General features: G+C 40.1%; 15 protein-coding genes, 1 tRNA gene and 1 pseudogene. 9 read left to right on the forward strand and 8 right to left on the reverse strand.

All coding sequences use genetic code 11. The annotated features are described in order from the left end of the window. The first annotated feature begins 62 nt into the window (after positions 1 to 62). Both DACSA_RS20485 and glnA read left to right on the forward strand, forming a co-directional pair. On the forward strand, positions 63 to 224 hold the full coding sequence (locus DACSA_RS20485; RefSeq protein WP_015229241.1) for a hypothetical protein: 162 nt from the start codon (positions 63 to 65) through the stop codon (positions 222 to 224). Positions 225 to 532: 308 nt separating this feature from the next. Further along, complete coding sequence (glnA, locus tag DACSA_RS07855; protein ID WP_015229242.1) at positions 533 to 1957, forward strand: type I glutamate--ammonia ligase; 1425 nt, start codon at positions 533 to 535, stop codon at positions 1955 to 1957. Between the two features lie 55 nt (positions 1958 to 2012). Here the strand turns inward: glnA and chrA are convergent, their stop codons facing one another. Next, positions 2013 to 3182, reverse strand: a complete 1170-nt coding sequence (chrA, locus tag DACSA_RS07860; RefSeq protein ID WP_015229243.1) for a chromate efflux transporter — start codon at positions 3180 to 3182, stop codon at positions 2013 to 2015. A gap of 94 nt (positions 3183 to 3276) precedes the next feature. Then, entirely contained in the window at positions 3277 to 3717 is a 441-nt protein-coding gene (locus tag DACSA_RS07865) for a DUF2358 domain-containing protein (protein ID WP_015229244.1), read from the reverse strand. Between the two features lie 175 nt (positions 3718 to 3892). Between DACSA_RS07865 and DACSA_RS07870 the strand changes: the two genes are divergently transcribed. Further along, positions 3893 to 5563 (forward strand): ABC transporter permease, encoded by a 1671-nt coding sequence (locus DACSA_RS07870; protein ID WP_015229245.1) that lies wholly within the window; start codon positions 3893 to 3895, stop codon positions 5561 to 5563. 258 nt (positions 5564 to 5821) lie between these two features. Here the strand turns inward: DACSA_RS07870 and cysC are convergent, their stop codons facing one another. Next, complete coding sequence (gene cysC / locus DACSA_RS07880) at positions 5822 to 6358, reverse strand: adenylyl-sulfate kinase (RefSeq protein ID WP_015229246.1); 537 nt, start codon at positions 6356 to 6358, stop codon at positions 5822 to 5824. A 174-nt stretch (positions 6359 to 6532) separates the two neighbouring features. Here cysC and DACSA_RS07885 point away from each other — a divergent pair. The 3 genes from DACSA_RS07885 (at position 6533) to DACSA_RS07895 (ending at position 7941) form a co-directional block, all read left to right on the forward strand. After that, positions 6533 to 6619, forward strand: a tRNA-Ser gene (locus DACSA_RS07885). A gap of 65 nt (positions 6620 to 6684) precedes the next feature. Further along, complete coding sequence (locus DACSA_RS07890) at positions 6685 to 7359, forward strand: response regulator transcription factor (protein WP_015229247.1); 675 nt, start codon at positions 6685 to 6687, stop codon at positions 7357 to 7359. A gap of 6 nt (positions 7360 to 7365) precedes the next feature. Continuing rightward, positions 7366 to 7941 carry a Uma2 family endonuclease gene (locus tag DACSA_RS07895; RefSeq protein WP_015229248.1) on the forward strand — a complete coding sequence of 192 codons (576 nt, stop codon included), beginning with the start codon at positions 7366 to 7368 and terminating at the stop codon, positions 7939 to 7941. Between the two features lies 1 nt (position 7942). Here the strand turns inward: DACSA_RS07895 and rppA are convergent, their stop codons facing one another. Beyond that, positions 7943 to 8623 (reverse strand): two-component system response regulator RppA, encoded by a 681-nt coding sequence (gene rppA / locus DACSA_RS07900; RefSeq protein ID WP_015229249.1) that lies wholly within the window; start codon positions 8621 to 8623, stop codon positions 7943 to 7945. Between the two features lie 217 nt (positions 8624 to 8840). Here rppA and DACSA_RS07905 point away from each other — a divergent pair, with 217 nt between their 5' ends. Next, positions 8841 to 9830, forward strand: coding sequence for an adenosine kinase (locus DACSA_RS07905; RefSeq protein WP_015229250.1), 990 nt, complete (start codon positions 8841 to 8843; stop codon positions 9828 to 9830). Between the two features lie 204 nt (positions 9831 to 10034). On the opposite strand, the gene DACSA_RS07910 is transcribed toward DACSA_RS07905, so the two are convergent. Further along, a complete protein-coding gene (locus tag DACSA_RS07910; protein WP_015229251.1) occupies positions 10035 to 11102 on the reverse strand; it encodes a PstS family phosphate ABC transporter substrate-binding protein in 1068 nt (355 codons plus the stop codon). A gap of 195 nt (positions 11103 to 11297) precedes the next feature. On the opposite strand from DACSA_RS07910, the gene DACSA_RS07915 reads away from it, so the two are divergent. Then, the gene (locus tag DACSA_RS07915; protein WP_015229252.1) at positions 11298 to 12818 is read left to right on the forward strand and encodes a bifunctional aminoglycoside phosphotransferase/ATP-binding protein; all 1521 of its coding nucleotides are present in this window, start codon (positions 11298 to 11300) and stop codon (positions 12816 to 12818) included. On the opposite strand, the gene DACSA_RS07920 is transcribed toward DACSA_RS07915, so the two are convergent. Next, on the reverse strand, positions 12809 to 13033 hold the full coding sequence (locus DACSA_RS07920; protein WP_015229253.1) for a DUF7219 family protein: 225 nt from the start codon (positions 13031 to 13033) through the stop codon (positions 12809 to 12811). The genes DACSA_RS07915 and DACSA_RS07920 overlap by 10 nt on opposite strands. An 88-nt stretch (positions 13034 to 13121) precedes the next feature. Here DACSA_RS07920 and DACSA_RS19020 point away from each other — a divergent pair. Next, positions 13122 to 13244, forward strand: a pseudogene (locus DACSA_RS19020) (PAS domain-containing protein); the annotation flags it as partial. A gap of 317 nt (positions 13245 to 13561) precedes the next feature. Here the strand turns inward: DACSA_RS19020 and DACSA_RS07925 are convergent. Together DACSA_RS07925 and DACSA_RS07930 are read right to left on the reverse strand one after the other, a co-directional pair. Continuing rightward, positions 13562 to 14653 carry a hybrid sensor histidine kinase/response regulator gene (locus DACSA_RS07925; protein ID WP_015229254.1) on the reverse strand — a complete coding sequence of 364 codons (1092 nt, stop codon included), beginning with the start codon at positions 14651 to 14653 and terminating at the stop codon, positions 13562 to 13564. 40 nt (positions 14654 to 14693) lie between these two features. Then, positions 14694 to 16151 carry a DASH family cryptochrome gene (locus tag DACSA_RS07930; RefSeq protein ID WP_015229255.1) on the reverse strand — a complete coding sequence of 486 codons (1458 nt, stop codon included), beginning with the start codon at positions 16149 to 16151 and terminating at the stop codon, positions 14694 to 14696. Between the last annotated feature and the right edge of the window lie 14 nt (positions 16152 to 16165).

Raw genomic sequence — 16165 nt, forward strand, 5'->3', positions numbered from 1 at the left:
AAATCCTTATTTGGTAAAACTTTCAGTTTCCCAACAGCAAACCCCAATTAAAGGTTAAAACAATGGTTTCTGGTTCGGAATTGGCACGTTGGCGAGAAAAAAGTCGGAAAAGCGCGATTGAATTTTCGATTCCTCCTCAAGAAGTGGATTGGTTGCTAGAAAGTCTAACTGATTTAACGCCTCTGAGTTGGCGCTTAGAAACCTATAATATCAAGTTCGGGTAATTGCTTATAATGTGTGTTGGGTTTCGCTTCGCTTCACTAGGGCCTACTCTTTATCATCGATCGAGCGAACCTGATATAACCCTCCATACATTCCCAGGGAGACAAGGGAGACAATTTTTCTCCCCCATCTTCCCCATCTCCCCCATCTCCCCCATCTCCCCCATCTTCTATGTTCCTGTGTTTTGAAAAAAGTTACATTCCCTTAAAATTGTTAGGGTTTTGTAACATTAAATACAAACAAGTGTCTAACTCAGTCTCTAGGATGAGGCGGTATAGTATGCTTAAAAATCAAGTTAAAGGAGTAACCCATGCCCGAAACTGGTGCTGAAGTCCTGCGGATGATTCAGGATGAAGATATTAAAATCATCGATCTCAAATTTATTGACTTGCCTGGGATTTGGCAACACCTTTCCATTTATCGCAGCGAACTCGACGAAGATTCTTTTACCGATGGTGTTCCCTTCGACGGTTCAAGTATTCGAGGCTGGAAATCAATTAACGAGTCAGACATGATGATGGTTCCCGATCCGACGACCGCTTGGATCGACCCATTTATGAAGGAAAAAACCCTCAGTATGGTCTGCTCTATTAAAGAACCCCGTACTGGTGAATTTTACGATCGCGATCCGCGCACGATCGCCCAGAAAGCGATTGATTATCTGATTTCCACTGGTATTGGTGACACCGCATTCTTCGGACCAGAAGCTGAGTTTTTCGTCTTTGATGATGTTCGCTTTGATCAAACCTATAACGAAGGATATTACCACGTTGATAGCGTCGAAGGACGTTGGAACTCAGGAAGAGAAGAAGCTGGCGGCAACCTCGGTTATAAACCCCGTTATAAAGAGGGTTATTTCCCCGTTCCTCCCACCGATACGTTACAAGATATGCGGACGGAAATGCTCTTAACCATGGCAGACTGTGGCGTTCCCATTGAAAAACATCACCACGAGGTCGCAAGTGGTGGACAAGGAGAATTAGGCTTCCGCTTTGGGACATTAGTGAAAGCGGCGGATGATTTGATGACCTATAAGTATGTGATTAAAAACGTGGCGAAGAAATATGGGCGTACTGTCACCTTTATGCCGAAGCCCATTTTTAACGATAATGGTTCTGGAATGCACGTTCACCAATCAATCTGGAAAGATGGACAGCCGACTTTCTGGGGAGAAGATGGTTATGCTAATTTAAGTGAAACCGCTCGTCATTATATCGGTGGTATCTTGCGACACGCTCCCGCTTTACTGGCGTTTACAAACCCTTCTACTAATTCCTACAAGCGTTTAGTGCCCGGTTTTGAAGCCCCAGTTAACTTGGTCTATTCCCAAGGGAATCGATCGGCCTCGGTGCGGATTCCTCTGACGGGTACGAACCCGAAAGCGAAACGTTTAGAGTTCCGTTGTCCTGATGCCACTTGCAATCCTTATCTGGCTTTTGCGGCGATGTTATGTGCTGGGATTGATGGGATTAAAAACAAAATTGAACCAGGTGAACCTTTGGATGTGGATATCTATGATCTCTCTCCTGAAGAGTTGAGCAAAATTCCTTCCACTCCAGGTTCTTTAGAGGCCGCGTTAGAGTGTTTGGAAAATGACCATCAATTCTTAATTGATGGCGGTGTGTTCACGCAAGGGTTTATTTACAACTGGATTGAGTACAAGTTAGACAATGAGGTGAATCCTCTGCGTTTACGTCCTCATCCCTACGAGTTTGCGCTTTACTATGATGCTTAAATTCCCTTAAACCTGATCTTTTTTTCGGTAAGGTGGGCAATGCCCACCCTACGATTTAAAGTAAGTTGAGTAAGTTAAAAATTAGTCCTAAAATTGCACCGCCAAAAACTAGCCACAAAGGACTGAGTTTAAATCGAAAAAGCGCGATCGCGCCGAGAATAAAAATTAAAATGGCAATGTAATCTAATGGCTGTAAAAATAGGCTATAAGCAAGTTGTAAGGTGAGAACTGCCATTAAGCCCACAGCACTAACATTCACCGCATCTAAAAACGCACTTGTCCAAGCAGAATTTCGCAATTTAGGAATTAACGGATTTAAGATTAAAACAAAGATAAAAGAGGGAAAAAAGATGCCCAATGTTGCTACAATTGCCCCAGGAATCCCTGCGACCACATAACCGATAAATGTAGAAGTTGATAAAACTGGACCTGGGGTAAATTGTCCGATCGCGATCGCATCTAATAACTGCTGTTGGGTTAACCAGCCATTTTGATTGACTAATTCTCCTTCAATAAAAGCGATTAATACATAACCGCTACCAAAGAGGATCGAACCCACTTTTAAGAAAAATAATCCTAACTTCCATAAAGGAGGAATAGTTTTAGCAGTTGTTGCGGCTACGGCTTTTAATATTGTCCCGAAACTCAACACTCCAATTAACCCTTCTGCTGTCTCTTTCGGAAGCACTTTTTGTAATAAAAGCATTCCCACAAAACCGCCAATTAATAACGCAATAACTTCGTTAATACCAAGTAATAATAAGACTGCAACCCCGAAGCCAATAAGAACAAATTGATAACCCTTAATTGCTTTTTTGCCCAGTTTCCATAAAGCACCCAAAATAACCGCTAAAACCGCTGGCTTAATGCCATAAAATAACGGTGCAATTTGTGGTAAATCTCCATAAGAAACGTAAATCCAAGCAAAAATTCCTGTGATTAAAACAGCAGGAAATAAGAAACAAACACCAGCGATAATTAAACCAAAGAAACCGCCCTGAATATAACCTAAATGAATCGCCATTTCTGTCGAATTAGGACCGGGAATGAGGTTAGTTGCGCCAATTAAATCTAAAAAGCGCGATCGATCGATCCATTCCCTACGAGTAACGACTTCCTCTTCCATCATGGCAATATGGGCTGCTGGGCCACCAAAACCAATTACTCCTAGTTTGAAGAAAACTTGAGCAATTTCTAATAACCGTTGCGAGGATGTTCCACTCATTTTTTTAACTTCTCTTAACCTTAAAAAGCCAACTTTGTAGCAATCAATTTAGTCTGATTTTATCTTGGTTCGGCAGAAAATGGGAACAATCCTTTTATTTTTTCGGTTGGGGTAAAAACTGTTTTAAGATGGCTTTCGGTGCGCGATCCCAGCTATCCCGATGATCAGAGATTAATCCTTCTGAATTTAAGGTGTAAGTAGAATCGCCATTAAAGAAAATATTGGCTTCCCAGGGAACTCGTAATTTTCCGCGCACTGTCCACCAAACTTTGATAATATTTGTTTCTATTTGTTGGATATCATGGACATCAAAATAGATTTCGGTGAAGAATAAACGCGCATGAAATCGAAGCGTCCAGAAAATAATTCTATAGTTAAATTTACTCTGAAACAGATTAACTGGGTCTTTAAAAAAGATGTCAGAACTATAGATTTTGTAGGAAATATCTTTTTGGAATAAATTAGGAAGATCGTGGGAAAGTTGCTCGATCGCGCTTTCGACTTTAGTTTGATAATCCGACTGAGTTAGAGACATAATCGTTTTGGTTATTAGTTCAGGTAATTGCTTATAATTGGTGTTGGGTTTCGCTTCGCTCCACCCAACCTACGTTTTATCTGATTACTGGTAACTGGTAACTGGTAACTGGTCACTGATCAGGTTCTCCCTTGCTAAACTAGCAATAAATCATAAACTTACTTGTGTTTAAACCGTGTTATCTATCATTATTCAATCAACTCAACAAGTCCGTCAAACTCTATTCAATTATTGGACAATTGGCGTTTTCTTGGTGGCGCTTTTAATTGCTATTCCCATTTTATTTATTGTTGCCAGTGTTTTCGCTGATACAGGAGAAATTTGGCAACATTTAGCGACAACTGTGCTTCCAGAATATCTTAAAAACTCTTTTACCTTGATGGTTGGTGTCGGTTTCGGGGTTTCAATTATTGGTGTGGGAACAGCGTGGTTAGTGACCATGTGTCGCTTTCCTGGGAGTAGAATTTTAGAATGGGCGTTATTACTTCCCTTAGCTGCGCCGGCGTATCTTCTCGCTTATACTTATACCCATCTGTTAGACTTTTTTGGTCCGGTACAAACGGGGTTAAGATCGCTGTTTGGTTGGGTGAGTGTGAATGATTACTGGTTTCCAGAAGTTCGCAATATCTGGGGCGCGATCGCGATGCTGATTTTGGTATTATATCCTTACGTCTATTTGCTGGTGCGAGTTGCCTTTTTAGAGCAAGCAACAGGGACATTAGAAGCGAGTCGCTGTTTAGGGTGTAATCCCTGGAAAAGTTTCTTTACGGTGGCGCTTCCGTTGGCTCGTCCTGCGATCGCGTCTGGGGTAGCATTAGTATTAATGGAGACGTTGGGAGATTTTGGAACAGTTCAATATTTCGGTGTCACTACCTTTACCACTGGAATTTATCGCACTTGGTTTGGGATGGGAGAACGTCTCGCGGCGGCGCAATTGGCAGCAGTTTTAATGTTCTTTGTTGCGATTTTAATTTTACTCGAACGATTATCTCGATCGCAAGCCCGTTATTATCAAGCAGGTAGCACTTATCAATCTCCGCCGAAACATCAATTATCTGGAATGCGAGCTATTTTTTCCCTGCTCGTTTGCATTATACCGTTAACGTTTGGTTTCATTGTTCCTGCGGTTTATTTAAGTTATTTAACCGTTGCTAATGCTGAATATACTCTCAATAAAAGTTTCTGGGAGATTGCCCAAAACAGTTTGATTTTAGCAAGTATTACGGCTTTTTTAGGAAGCGCGATCGCGCTCTTTTTAGCCTATGGAAAACGTCAAGGAAAATCAGGATTATTAAACTTTGGAGTGCGGATGTCGGCGATGGGTTATGCCATTCCTGGAACGGTAATTGCAGTGGGAATTTTAATTCCGGTTACGCGATTAGATAAAATAATCGACAACTGGATGCGATCGACCTTTGATGTGTCTGTGGGATTAATTCTCAGTGGTACGATTACGGCGTTAATTTTTGCCTACTTAGTGCGTTTTCTTGCAGTTTCTTTTAATGCGGTTGAATCCAGTTTAGAGAAAATTAAACCTAGTTTAGACGAAGCCTCTCGAAGTTTAGGACATACTGTTAGCAGTACCTTATTACGAGTTCATACCCCGTTGATGTGGGGAGGAATTTTAACCGCCGTGATGTTAGTTTTTGTGGACGTAATGAAAGAACTTCCCGCAACACTTCTCATTCGTCCTTTTAATTTTGATACTCTCGCCGTTCAAGTCTATCAATATGCCTCTGATGAACGCCTAATTGAAGCCGCCGCCCCAGCGTTAACGATTATTTTGGTAGGAATTATCCCCGTCATTTTTTTGAGTTTTAGAATTGCCCAATCTCGAAATTATTAATTGAAATATTTATCTAAAGCCCCCCTTTCAAAGGCAGGGCTGTTTCATTCTCGGTGTTAAAATCGAAAGCGATCACCTGAACCCCTTCTGGTACGTTCGATCGAGACGTTTTTCCTACTTTTTGGCTTTTTCATAAGAAAAAAGAGTCCTGAAATCTCCCCCATCTCCCTTGTCTCCCTTGTCTCCCCCATCTCCCTACCTCCCTTAATTTTAAAAGAATGAAACAGCCCCCCAATCATCGGGGGGTTTGGGGGGATATCAATTAGAAATATAACCCAATTCTTCCAGTTTTCCTAACACTTTTCCCACACTTTCATCTAAGGATTCTAAATCGGTGCGACATTCGACAGTGGGATTCGTTGGCGGTTCATAAGGATCATCAATTCCCGTGAATTTTTCGATTTCTCCGGCTCTCGCTCTTTTGTATAATCCTTTTACATCTCGTTCTTCACAAACGTTTAAGGGCGCATTGACGAAAACTTCAACAAAGTTCCCAATTTGTCGTCCCACTTCTTCTCTCACTTCTCGATAAGGAGAAATAGCAGAAACCAGAACCATAACCCCATTACGAGTTAGTAGGTTAGCGACAAAGCCAATGCGACGAATGTTTGTGTCTCTGTCTTCTTTGCTAAAGCCTAACCCTTTCGTGAGGTTTTGACGGACGATATCCCCATCTAATACCTCTAGTTTCTCACAGTTGCGCGATCGAAGCTCTTGTTCTAAAGCCTTAGTAATCGTTGTTTTTCCCGCGCCACTCAAACCCGTTAACCAAACGGTAACACCACGATGTTCCATCAATAATTTCCTTACTGTTTATTAAAGGTTCACTCTTATTCAAAGCAACCTGATCATACAGCGAATCTTCAATCTCGTTAAGGAGACAAAACCCAGCGAGTGAGAAATTAGGTTCAAATGTGTAGGAGGCGCTCTTGAACTCTATCACTTAAACAGTTACAATATTTCAAGTCTGGAGAGGTGGCAGAGTGGTTGATTGCGGCGGTCTCGAAAACCGCTAGGGGTGCAAGCTCCTCGGGGGTTCGAATCCCCCCCTCTCCGTTTCCAAATTCGGGAGAAAAACGTAAGATAGGGTTAATCTAGTTAATACCCCTTAGTTTTCAATCATGGTGGCTCGAATTTTAATTGTGGAAGATGAAGCCAAACTCGCCCAATTTATTGAGTTAGAACTTCAATATGAAGGGTATGAGGTGACGATCGCCACTGATGGCTTCACTGGATTAACCCAAGCGCGAGAACTCAATCCCGATTTACTGATCCTCGATTGGATGTTACCTGGCATTTCTGGGTTAGAAATTTGTCGGCGGTTACGTCAAACCAATAACACCATTCCTGTGATTCTATTAACGGCAAAGGATGAGATTAGCGATCGAGTGGAAGGGTTAGACGCGGGGGCTGATGATTATGTGGTGAAACCCTTTAGCATTGAAGAATTATTTGCCCGTGTTCGCGCCCATCTTCGCCGCAACCACGAGGAAGAAACGGACACTTTCCAGTTTAGCGATCTTAAACTCAATACTAGCACCAGAGAAGTTTGTCGGCGCGATCGCGCGATCGAATTAACCGCAAAAGAGTTTGAATTACTGCGTTATCTTCTCCTCCATCCCCGTCAAGTGTTAACCCGTGACCAAATTTTAGAACGAGTTTGGGGATATGATTTTATGGGAGATTCCAACATTATTGAAGTTTATATTCGTTATTTAAGATTAAAATTAGAAGAAAAAGGAGAACCTCGCATCATTCAAACCGTGCGCGGTGTCGGTTATGTTTTACGAGAGTAAATAATCATGATGAATGCAATTACAATCAATCTCCAATCTGTTGAATTAACCGAAGAACAATTCTTTCAACTTTGTGCGAATAATCGGGATTTACGCTTAGAAAGAAATGCCCAAGGAGAACTCATAATTATGCCACCAACAGGAGGAGAAACAGGAAATAGAAATGCTAGACTCACGCAGCAACTGATGAATTGGACGGATCAAGATGGCACAGGAATTGCGTTTGATTCTTCCACAGGATTTAAACTGCCTAATGGCGCAAATCGTTCGCCTGATGGGGCTTGGATTCCTCTATCTCGTTGGCAAGAATTAACGCAAAAACAAAAGGAAAAATTTATTCCCCTTTGTCCGAATTTTGTGATTGAACTGCGTTCTCCAACCGATAAACTAATTGATGTACAGAATAAAATGCAGGAATATCTTGATAATGGAACTGAGTTAGGATGGTTGATTAATCCTCAAGATCAACAGGTGGAAATTTATCGTCAAAATCAAGGGATAGAAGTTTTAGATCAGCCTGATTTTTTGTCTGGAGAAGAGGTTTTACCTAACTTTCAGTTAGATTTGCGTGCCATTTGGTAAATTATTCATCATTCATCAAACGATAACCTTTTCCATAAACAGTATGAATTAGGGTTGTTTCTCCAGGGGCTTCAATTTTACGGCGTAATAAACGCACTAAAGCGGCTAAAACGTTACTACTAGGAGTGCTATCTTCTCCCCAAAGATGTTGATAAATTTGTTGATGGGTTAACAGTTGTTCGGGAAATTGCATTAAATAGCTTAATAACTGGGTTTCCTTTTCTGAAAGTTCGATCGTCCTCCCATTGCGATAGGCGAGTTGATTGTCTCGATCGAGTTCTAATTCTCCAAATTGCAAGCGAGAAGTTGCCGAAATTTCGCAAGCCGATCGTCTTAATAACGCTCTCACTCTGGCTAAAAATTCTCGCAATTCAAACGGTTTAACAATATAATCATCCGCACCAACATCTAATCCTTCTACTCGATCGTCCACTGTATCTTTTGCGGTTAAAAATAAAACGGGTGTTTGATCACCGCTCGATCGAAGATTTCGACATAATTCAATTCCCGATTTTTCTGGCATTAACCAATCTAAAATTAACAGATGATAATTATTTTTTCCTGCTAATTCTTCTCCCAGCACCCCATTATTTGCCACATCAACCTGATATCCTTCCTCAGTTAAAACACGAGAAAGCGGTGTTGTCAATTCTCGTTCATCATCCACTAACAAAATGTGCATCAGTTCCACCTTATAGGAAATACTCTAATAGTTGCGACAAATAAAGTTCATCAAGTTCCCCCAAACTTGGGGGTTAGGGGGCTGGGCGTTTTCATTTAAACCGAGCGTGATTGCTCTTTCTTTCCCCCACCCTTACCGATTGATCCAAGAACAAAGCACAAACTTAATGATAAGATAGCAAGGTTGAAAATGATAAGGGCAGAAGAAGAAAAAGTGTATGGCTAAATATAACGTCTATGGTATCGGAAACGCACTGTTGGACATTGAATTTAAAGTCACTCCCGATGTCTTAACCAATTTAGGGATTGATAAAGGCGTAATGACTCTCATTGAAGCCGATCGTCAACAACAGTTGATTAATGATTTAGGCGACTATATGGGGAAAAAAAGCGGCGGCGGATCAGCTGCAAATACCATGTTTGCCATTAGTCAGTTTGGTGGAAAGTGTTTCTATTCCTGTAAAGTGGCTAATGATGCAATGGGAGAGTCTTATCTACAAGACTTAGTGGATTCTGGCATTGAAACCAATTTACAATATCAAGAGCGTGAACCTGGCATTACTGGACAATGTTTAGTCTTTGTCACCCCAGATGCCGATCGCACGATGAATACGCATTTAGGGATTTCTGCTCAGTTTTCCGAGAAAGAGTTAGTAGAAAGCGCGATCGAAGATGCAGAATACCTCTATATGGAAGGATATCTCGTCACAGACCCCACCAGCAAGGCAGCAGCGATCAAAGCGCGAGAAATTGCCCAAAAAGCAGGAAATAAAGTCGCTCTTTCCCTGTCTGACTTAAATATGGCAAAATTCTTCAAGCAAGGATTCCTAGAAATGATCGGGGAAGGAATTGATTTAATTTTCGCCAACGAAACCGAAGCACTGACTATGGGGGAAACCGAAGACTTGGCTCAAGCCTGTGACTACCTAAAAACCCTCAGTAAAGGCTTTGTGATTACTCGTGGTGCGAAGGGAGCATTGGCTTATGATGGGGAAAATCTCATCGAAATTGCTCCCAATTCGGTGAAAGCAGTGGATACAGTCGGCGCTGGGGATATGTTCGCTGGTGCATTCCTTTACGGTGTGACTCATGGCATGAGTTATGCTGATGCTGGAAAACTGGCTTCTGCTGCTTCTGCGCGTTTGGTGACAAGCTATGGTCCCCGTTTAGAGCCACAAGAAGCGAAAGAAATTCTGGCTCAAGTTTAACCTGTAGGTTGGGTGGAAAGAAATGAAACCCAACACCGTAGGTTGGGTGGAAGGCAATGAAACCCAACATCAATCAGTGACCAGTTAAGCAGTGACCAGTGACCAGTAGTTCTCAAACTTGATTACTGATCACTGTAATCGGTTGTTGCAAATAAAGCTCATCAAATCCCCCAATCTTGGGGGTTAGGGGGCTAACCTTATCAGTTATTGATTCATTTCAAAATCAGTGGTGGATTTTGCTTCTTTCCGAAACAAATCTTCAATTTTGAAGCTAATGGGAGTTTTCCCTTCAAATACTGTTCCTACTTGTTTATTGTCCATTCGTTTCACGGCTAAGTTATAAATCTCATCTGGAAGCGGAATCGATCCCACTACGTTAACAAAAGGTCTTCCCTGTGTGAGATAGTATTCCATAAACGCTTCTAGTGCTGGTTTATTTTCAAGAGCGTTAGCATTGACATAAACTAATAATGGGCGAGATAACGGTTGATATTCGCCACTTCTGACCGTTTCTCGTGAAGGTATCACCCCCCCATCCCCATGATCAATGGCAAGTGCTTTTAAATCTCCCCGATTTTCCTCAAAATAAGAATAACCAAAATAGCCTAGGCTATAAAGGTCTTCACGAACACCACGCACGATTAGAGTATCGTCTTCGCTATCAATATAATCTTGGCGGCTGGCTTCTGCTTCACCGACGATCGCTTCTGTAAAATAGTCATAAGTCCCTGAGTCACTTCCAGCCCCATATAAGTTTAAGGGACGACGGGGCCAATCTGAACGCACCTGACTCCATTCCGTAATGTTATTCTCAGCGCTGGGTTGCCAGATTTCTTTTAATTCTTCAGTGGTAATGGTACTCACCCAATCGTTTTTCGGATGAACTACAACTGTTAACGCATCATAAGCAACGGGTAATTCCAGATACTTCACTCCATTTTCTTCGCAAGTTTTCATTTCGGAAGCTGTAATTGGACGTGAGGCATTATTAATGTCCGTTTCTCCCGCACAAAAGCGACGAAATCCTCCTCCTGTTCCTGATATGTTGACTCTAATTTCTGGTTGATTAGAGGAAAGTAGTTGATATTCTTGGGCAATTTCATTAGTAATAGGATAGACGGTGCTTGATCCATCAACTTCAATCACCGTTTGAGAGGCATTACTTTGAGATTCATTACTGGGAGAACCACAGCTACTGGCAAATGTTACTACTCCTAGAAAAATAAATGCAGATTTGGTCATTTTTAAGGCTTTTCCTTGCTGGGTAATCATTGCTTTACTCCTTGAGTTCAAGATCGGGGGATTGTTTTGAGTTCAATATATCAAAAAAAATTGATACAATTGCGCTCGATCGAGTTTAGATAATTAAATTTTACAAATAATCGCCAGTAAAATGACTTAACTTTTTCATAATTAAATCTTAATTCTGTTATAATAGAAGCAGAGAAAATAACAGGATAGAGCATGATGATTAATCATAAAACACTCATCCAAGACATGAGTAAAACTGACTTTTATCCCCATTCAATTCAAGGTTCAATACAAGTTTTACAAACTCACATTTCCTATATCTTTCTAACAGGAGAATATGCTTATAAGCTGAAGAAGCCTGTTGATATGGGTTTTTTAGATTTTTCAACGTTAGAAAAACGACGGTATTATTGTCAGCAAGAATTGGCATTAAATCGCCCGATCGCGCCTGAGATTTATTTAGATGTTTTACCGATTACTCAAGAAGAAGAAACCCTAGAACTTGACGGGAAAGGGGAAATTGTGGATTATGTTGTCAAGATGCGCCAGTTTCCACAAGCCGCCCTTTTTAGCGAAATGGAAAAAGGGGGAAAATTAACTGAATCTTTGTTAGCGCAATTAGGAAAACGGGTGGCGAAGTTTCATCAGGAAACAAAAACCAATGATTATATTGGTGAGTTTGGACAACCAGAGAAGATTGAAAGGGCGATCGAAAATAACTACAAGCAAACTGAGAAATATGTGGGAAGTGTTCAAGATCAGAAACAGTTTCTGGAAACGAAAGCATTTACCGATCGATTCTTCCAAGACTATAATGCTCTCCTGAAAAAACGAGTTAATGATCATTTTATTCGAGAATGTCACGGTGATTTACACTTAAAAAATATCTGTTACTGGCGAGATAAAATCCAGTTATTCGATCGCATCGAATTTAACGAGCCATTTCGGTTTGTTGATGTCATGTATGATGTGGCGTTTACGATTATGGATTTAGAATTTAGAAAACGTCAGGAATTAGCAACGGTTTTTCTGAATAATTATTTAGAGCAAACTGGCGACTGGGAAGGGGTGCAACTTTTACCTTTATATCTAACCCGACAAGCCTATGTGCGCGGAAAAGTCAACTCTTTAATGTTAGATGATCCGAATATCGCGCAAGAAGAAAAACAGAAAGCACAGGAAAAAGCAAAGCAATATTATCATTTAGCTTGGCAATATACGCAACCGCAACAGGGAGAATTATGGATGATGTCAGGATTATCGGGATCAGGAAAAACCACTGTAGCGCGAGAAATTGCGAAACAAAAAAGAGCAATTCATTTAAGATCAGATGCGGTGCGAAAACATTTAGCAGGAATTGATCCTGAAGCTGTAGGGAATGAGGACATTTATCGTCCTGAAATGACGGAAAAAACTTATGAGAGATTGTTAGAAATTGGCAGTTTATTAGCCTCTAAGGGTTGGAATGTAATTTTAGATGCGAAGTACGATCGACAACTTATGAGAGAAGCGGTGATTACTGAGGCGAAACGTCATCACCTTTCCCTACAGATTATTTATTGTACAGCCCCGATGGAAATATTGCTCGATCGAGTGGCGAAACGTCAAGGAGATATTTCCGACGCAACACCGAATTTGTTGGCGCAACAACAAGCCAATGCTGAACCTTTTACAGAAACAGAAGAGGCTTATGTTACCACCATTGACACAAGGAAGAGTATTGAAGCTCAGTTTTGAACTCCTAATTGATGATATGAGTTTTTTAAACCTTCCCAAAGCTCACTAATGTCTTGGTGTGCTTTTTGAGGGGAAATTTTTTCCGCCGTCTCTAGGTTGGCGATATAACCAACGCGCTGGGCGAACTCTTGTAAATTGGCGTTAAAGACCAAATTTTCGGGTTTAACCGCGCCATAATAGCGACTTTGGGGGTATAAAAATTTATTCAGTTTCATAGTGGGCTTAACCTCCCTTTAACCTTATTTAAGCTCATTTTAACGCAAAAATAGCAAAAGCAATTAGTGAACCGATCTTAACAAAACCGAATATAGAATTATTCGCCCTGATGGGAAAATCCGTTGGCTGCGCGATCGAGCGTTTCCGATTAAAAATCATAAAGGTGAGATTTATCGTGTTGCGGGAATTGCTCAAGATATCACCCATAGGTGGTGAAAACATTTATTTATACCATTTTGGAAAAGTCAAGTTACATTTAAGCCCCCCAAACTTGGGGGGTTGGGGGGCTTAAGTAGTCGATACTGTAGCGCCAATTATTAAAAATGGTATTAGTTAGAATTACTGATATTAGTGAGCGTAAAGCCTTTGAAAGTGAACTAATATCAAGTTCGGGTATTTGTTTATAATTGGTGCTGGGTTTCGCTTCTCTCCACCCAACCTACTGTTTATCATTGATTGAGTGAACCTCATATAAAAACTCCTCTCAATGCAATTCTAGGAATATCAGATCCGTTTACGCCATTTAATTAATGAGATTCAGCGCTGGTTTTCCGAGGAAATTCCACAATAAAAACTGCTCCCTGTGGTTGATTATCTTCAACATAAATACTTCCACCATGAGCCTCAATTGCCATTTGACAAAAGGCTAATCCTAAACCAGTTTGATTAACATCAGTATGGTTAACACCGATTTCATATTTTTGAAATATTTTTTCTTTCAAACTATCGCTTACACCTTTACCTTCATCACAGACTTTTAGTAATACTCGATCGGGCGTTTCTTGCAATTTTACTTCTATTGTTTTTCCTCTTGGCGAATATTTTAAGGCATTCGATAAAAGATTATTAACAATTCGTGAAAATAAATGAGAATCAAGACAAACCCAGTCATTTTCTATCTCTAAATTAGAAACAATTTTGATCTCTTTCGCGATCGAAATGATGCTAAACTCTTGAATGAGTTTCTCTAGCAGTGGCTTTAAGCGTAAATAAACTGGCTCTAAAACTAAGTGCCTTGTTTCTAATTTTGCCATAGTGAGCAAGGTTTGAATTTGCTCCTCTAAACGTTTTCCAGCAACAGTGATTTGTTCCAGTTTATTACGTTGCTTACTGTCTAATTCAGTTGACTTAAGCATTTCACAAGAGAAAACAATACTGGTGACAGGATTTTGCAGATCATGAACAATAATTTCTGCCATTTCTTCACGGCGCCTTAAAAGCAATTGAAGATCATCATATTGTTGCTTAATTCGTAACATAGAATGAAGACGCGATCGAAGCTCAATCCAACTTAAAGGCTTACTAATAAAATCATCCGCACCAGCTTCTAAACAGCGCCCTAAATCCTCTTTTCCTGTCAAAGCTGTCACCATAATAATCGGAATATATTGATAATCTGGATTCTCTTTCAAATAAGAACAAAGTGTAATTCCGTCTATTTCTGGCATCATTACATCTAAGAGGATGACATCTACAGGATTTTTTTCTAATAACTTCAAAGCGCCAGTGGCGTTAGCAGCATAATAAAGCTGATAATTTTCATCCTCTAATAGAGCTTCAATAACATCAAAATTACTCGGCTCATCGTCAACAATAAGGAGAGAAGGAGACTTATTCATAGTTCCAAATAATTAGTATTTTTTACTAATTTTACCAAATCTATTGTGACTTTTGAAGTTTTTCATTGGCTTTAATCGACTTCATAAAATCGACCACAGGGCGAGGATAATCTACACCTAAAATCACACCATATTCTTTTTGTTGCACTTGGGATAACTTTTCAGGTTGATGAATTAAATCCCCTGGAATTTTCCGTAACTCAGGAAGCCAATGTCTCAAATAATCCCCTTTCGGATCATAATTTCGTGACTGTTTAGGGATATTAAAATAACGAAAATCTCTCGCATCATTTCCCACACCCGCCGTATAATTCCAATTTCCCCAATTACTACAAACATCATAATCAATTAATAACGACTCAAACCATTCTGCACCCATTCGCCAATCAATTCCTAAATTTTTAGTGAGAAAACTTGCCACATTTTGGCGACCCCGATTCGACATAAAACCCGTTTTTGCAATTTCGCGCATATTCGCATCAACTAAAGGATATCCCGTTTTTCCTTCTTGCCAAAGTTTAAAGCGTTCCCAGTCTTCTTTCCATTGAATTTGTACTCCCTGTAAACCTGTTTGATAAAATACAGAATTACCATATTTTAGGCAAACAAAACGAAAATAATCGCGCCACATTAACTCAAAAATTAGCCAATAAGTTGAGTTATTTTTAACTCTTTCTTCCTCGTAGGTTTGTACTTGATCATAAATATAACGAGGGGATAAACATCCTCTTGCTAACCAAGGCGAAAACTTAGAAGAATAATTTGCGCCTAACATTCCATTGCGCGTTTCTTTATAGACTTTGAGACAATCTTCTTCCCAAATATACTCACTTAATCTTTTAATTCCAGCGCTTTCTCCCCCGATAAAATTAAGCACACCTCGCTCATCTTTAAGCGGCGTTTTTACCCCTAATTCCTCTAAAGTTGGGAGATCACCACAATTAATTTCTGAAGAAAGAGAAGGTAATCTATCAGGAGAAGGAAAACTTGCGCGAATTTGAGAAGACTTTTCTACTCGCTTACGATATTGAGTGAAAACATCAGGAAGCTCATCAATTGTCATCGGTAAATCATCTAAATGATCGAGAGTTGCTCCCCAAAATGAAGTTAATTTTACACCATAATTGGTTAATTTTTTTTCCAATTCCTTTTCGACATGAGTTTCTTCCGCCGTTACTTCTGAATGAAAGAAAACATCAGTAATTTGTAAATCTTTGACTAAATCAGAAATAATGGTTTCGGGTTGACCACAACGTATAATTAAATTACTTCCTTTATCTTGTAAATTTTCCCGTAAATTGGCAACACTTTCTCTGAGAAACTGAGCGCGAAAGCCTCCAGTTTTAGGAAAGCCAAACGCGGTTTTTCCAAATTCACGATTATCGAAACAATAAAAAGGAATAATTTGTCCTTGAGTTTGAAGAGCGCGAAATAATGGCTCGTGATCATGTACCCTTAAATCATTGCGATACCAAATTAAAATTACTTGTTGACTCATTATTCTTTAAAAAA

It is taken from the genome of Dactylococcopsis salina PCC 8305 (assembly GCF_000317615.1).
Taxonomy (GTDB): Bacteria; Cyanobacteriota; Cyanobacteriia; order Cyanobacteriales; family Rubidibacteraceae; genus Halothece; species Halothece salina.

What these genes read in the sequence shown, in the direction of transcription:
- DACSA_RS07920 (WP_015229253.1), bottom strand. Translation starts at nt 13,033, where the DNA reads ATGAAACTGAATAAATTTTTATACCCCCAAAGTCGCTATTATGGCGCG.
- rppA (WP_015229249.1), bottom strand. Translation starts at nt 8,623, where the DNA reads ATGCACATTTTGTTAGTGGATGATGAACGAGAATTGACAACACCGCTT.
- DACSA_RS20485 (WP_015229241.1), top strand. Translation starts at nt 63, where the DNA reads ATGGTTTCTGGTTCGGAATTGGCACGTTGGCGAGAAAAAAGTCGGAAA.
- DACSA_RS07915 (WP_015229252.1), top strand. Translation starts at nt 11,298, where the DNA reads ATGATTAATCATAAAACACTCATCCAAGACATGAGTAAAACTGACTTT.
- glnA (WP_015229242.1), top strand. Translation starts at nt 533, where the DNA reads ATGCCCGAAACTGGTGCTGAAGTCCTGCGGATGATTCAGGATGAAGAT.
- chrA (WP_015229243.1), bottom strand. Translation starts at nt 3,182, where the DNA reads ATGAGTGGAACATCCTCGCAACGGTTATTAGAAATTGCTCAAGTTTTC.
- DACSA_RS07895 (WP_015229248.1), top strand. Translation starts at nt 7,366, where the DNA reads ATGATGAATGCAATTACAATCAATCTCCAATCTGTTGAATTAACCGAA.
- DACSA_RS07905 (WP_015229250.1), top strand. Translation starts at nt 8,841, where the DNA reads ATGGCTAAATATAACGTCTATGGTATCGGAAACGCACTGTTGGACATT.
- cysC (WP_015229246.1), bottom strand. Translation starts at nt 6,358, where the DNA reads ATGGAACATCGTGGTGTTACCGTTTGGTTAACGGGTTTGAGTGGCGCG.
- DACSA_RS07930 (WP_015229255.1), bottom strand. Translation starts at nt 16,151, where the DNA reads ATGAGTCAACAAGTAATTTTAATTTGGTATCGCAATGATTTAAGGGTA.
- DACSA_RS07925 (WP_015229254.1), bottom strand. Translation starts at nt 14,653, where the DNA reads ATGAATAAGTCTCCTTCTCTCCTTATTGTTGACGATGAGCCGAGTAAT.
- DACSA_RS07890 (WP_015229247.1), top strand. Translation starts at nt 6,685, where the DNA reads ATGGTGGCTCGAATTTTAATTGTGGAAGATGAAGCCAAACTCGCCCAA.
- DACSA_RS07865 (WP_015229244.1), bottom strand. Translation starts at nt 3,717, where the DNA reads ATGTCTCTAACTCAGTCGGATTATCAAACTAAAGTCGAAAGCGCGATC.
- DACSA_RS07910 (WP_015229251.1), bottom strand. Translation starts at nt 11,102, where the DNA reads ATGATTACCCAGCAAGGAAAAGCCTTAAAAATGACCAAATCTGCATTT.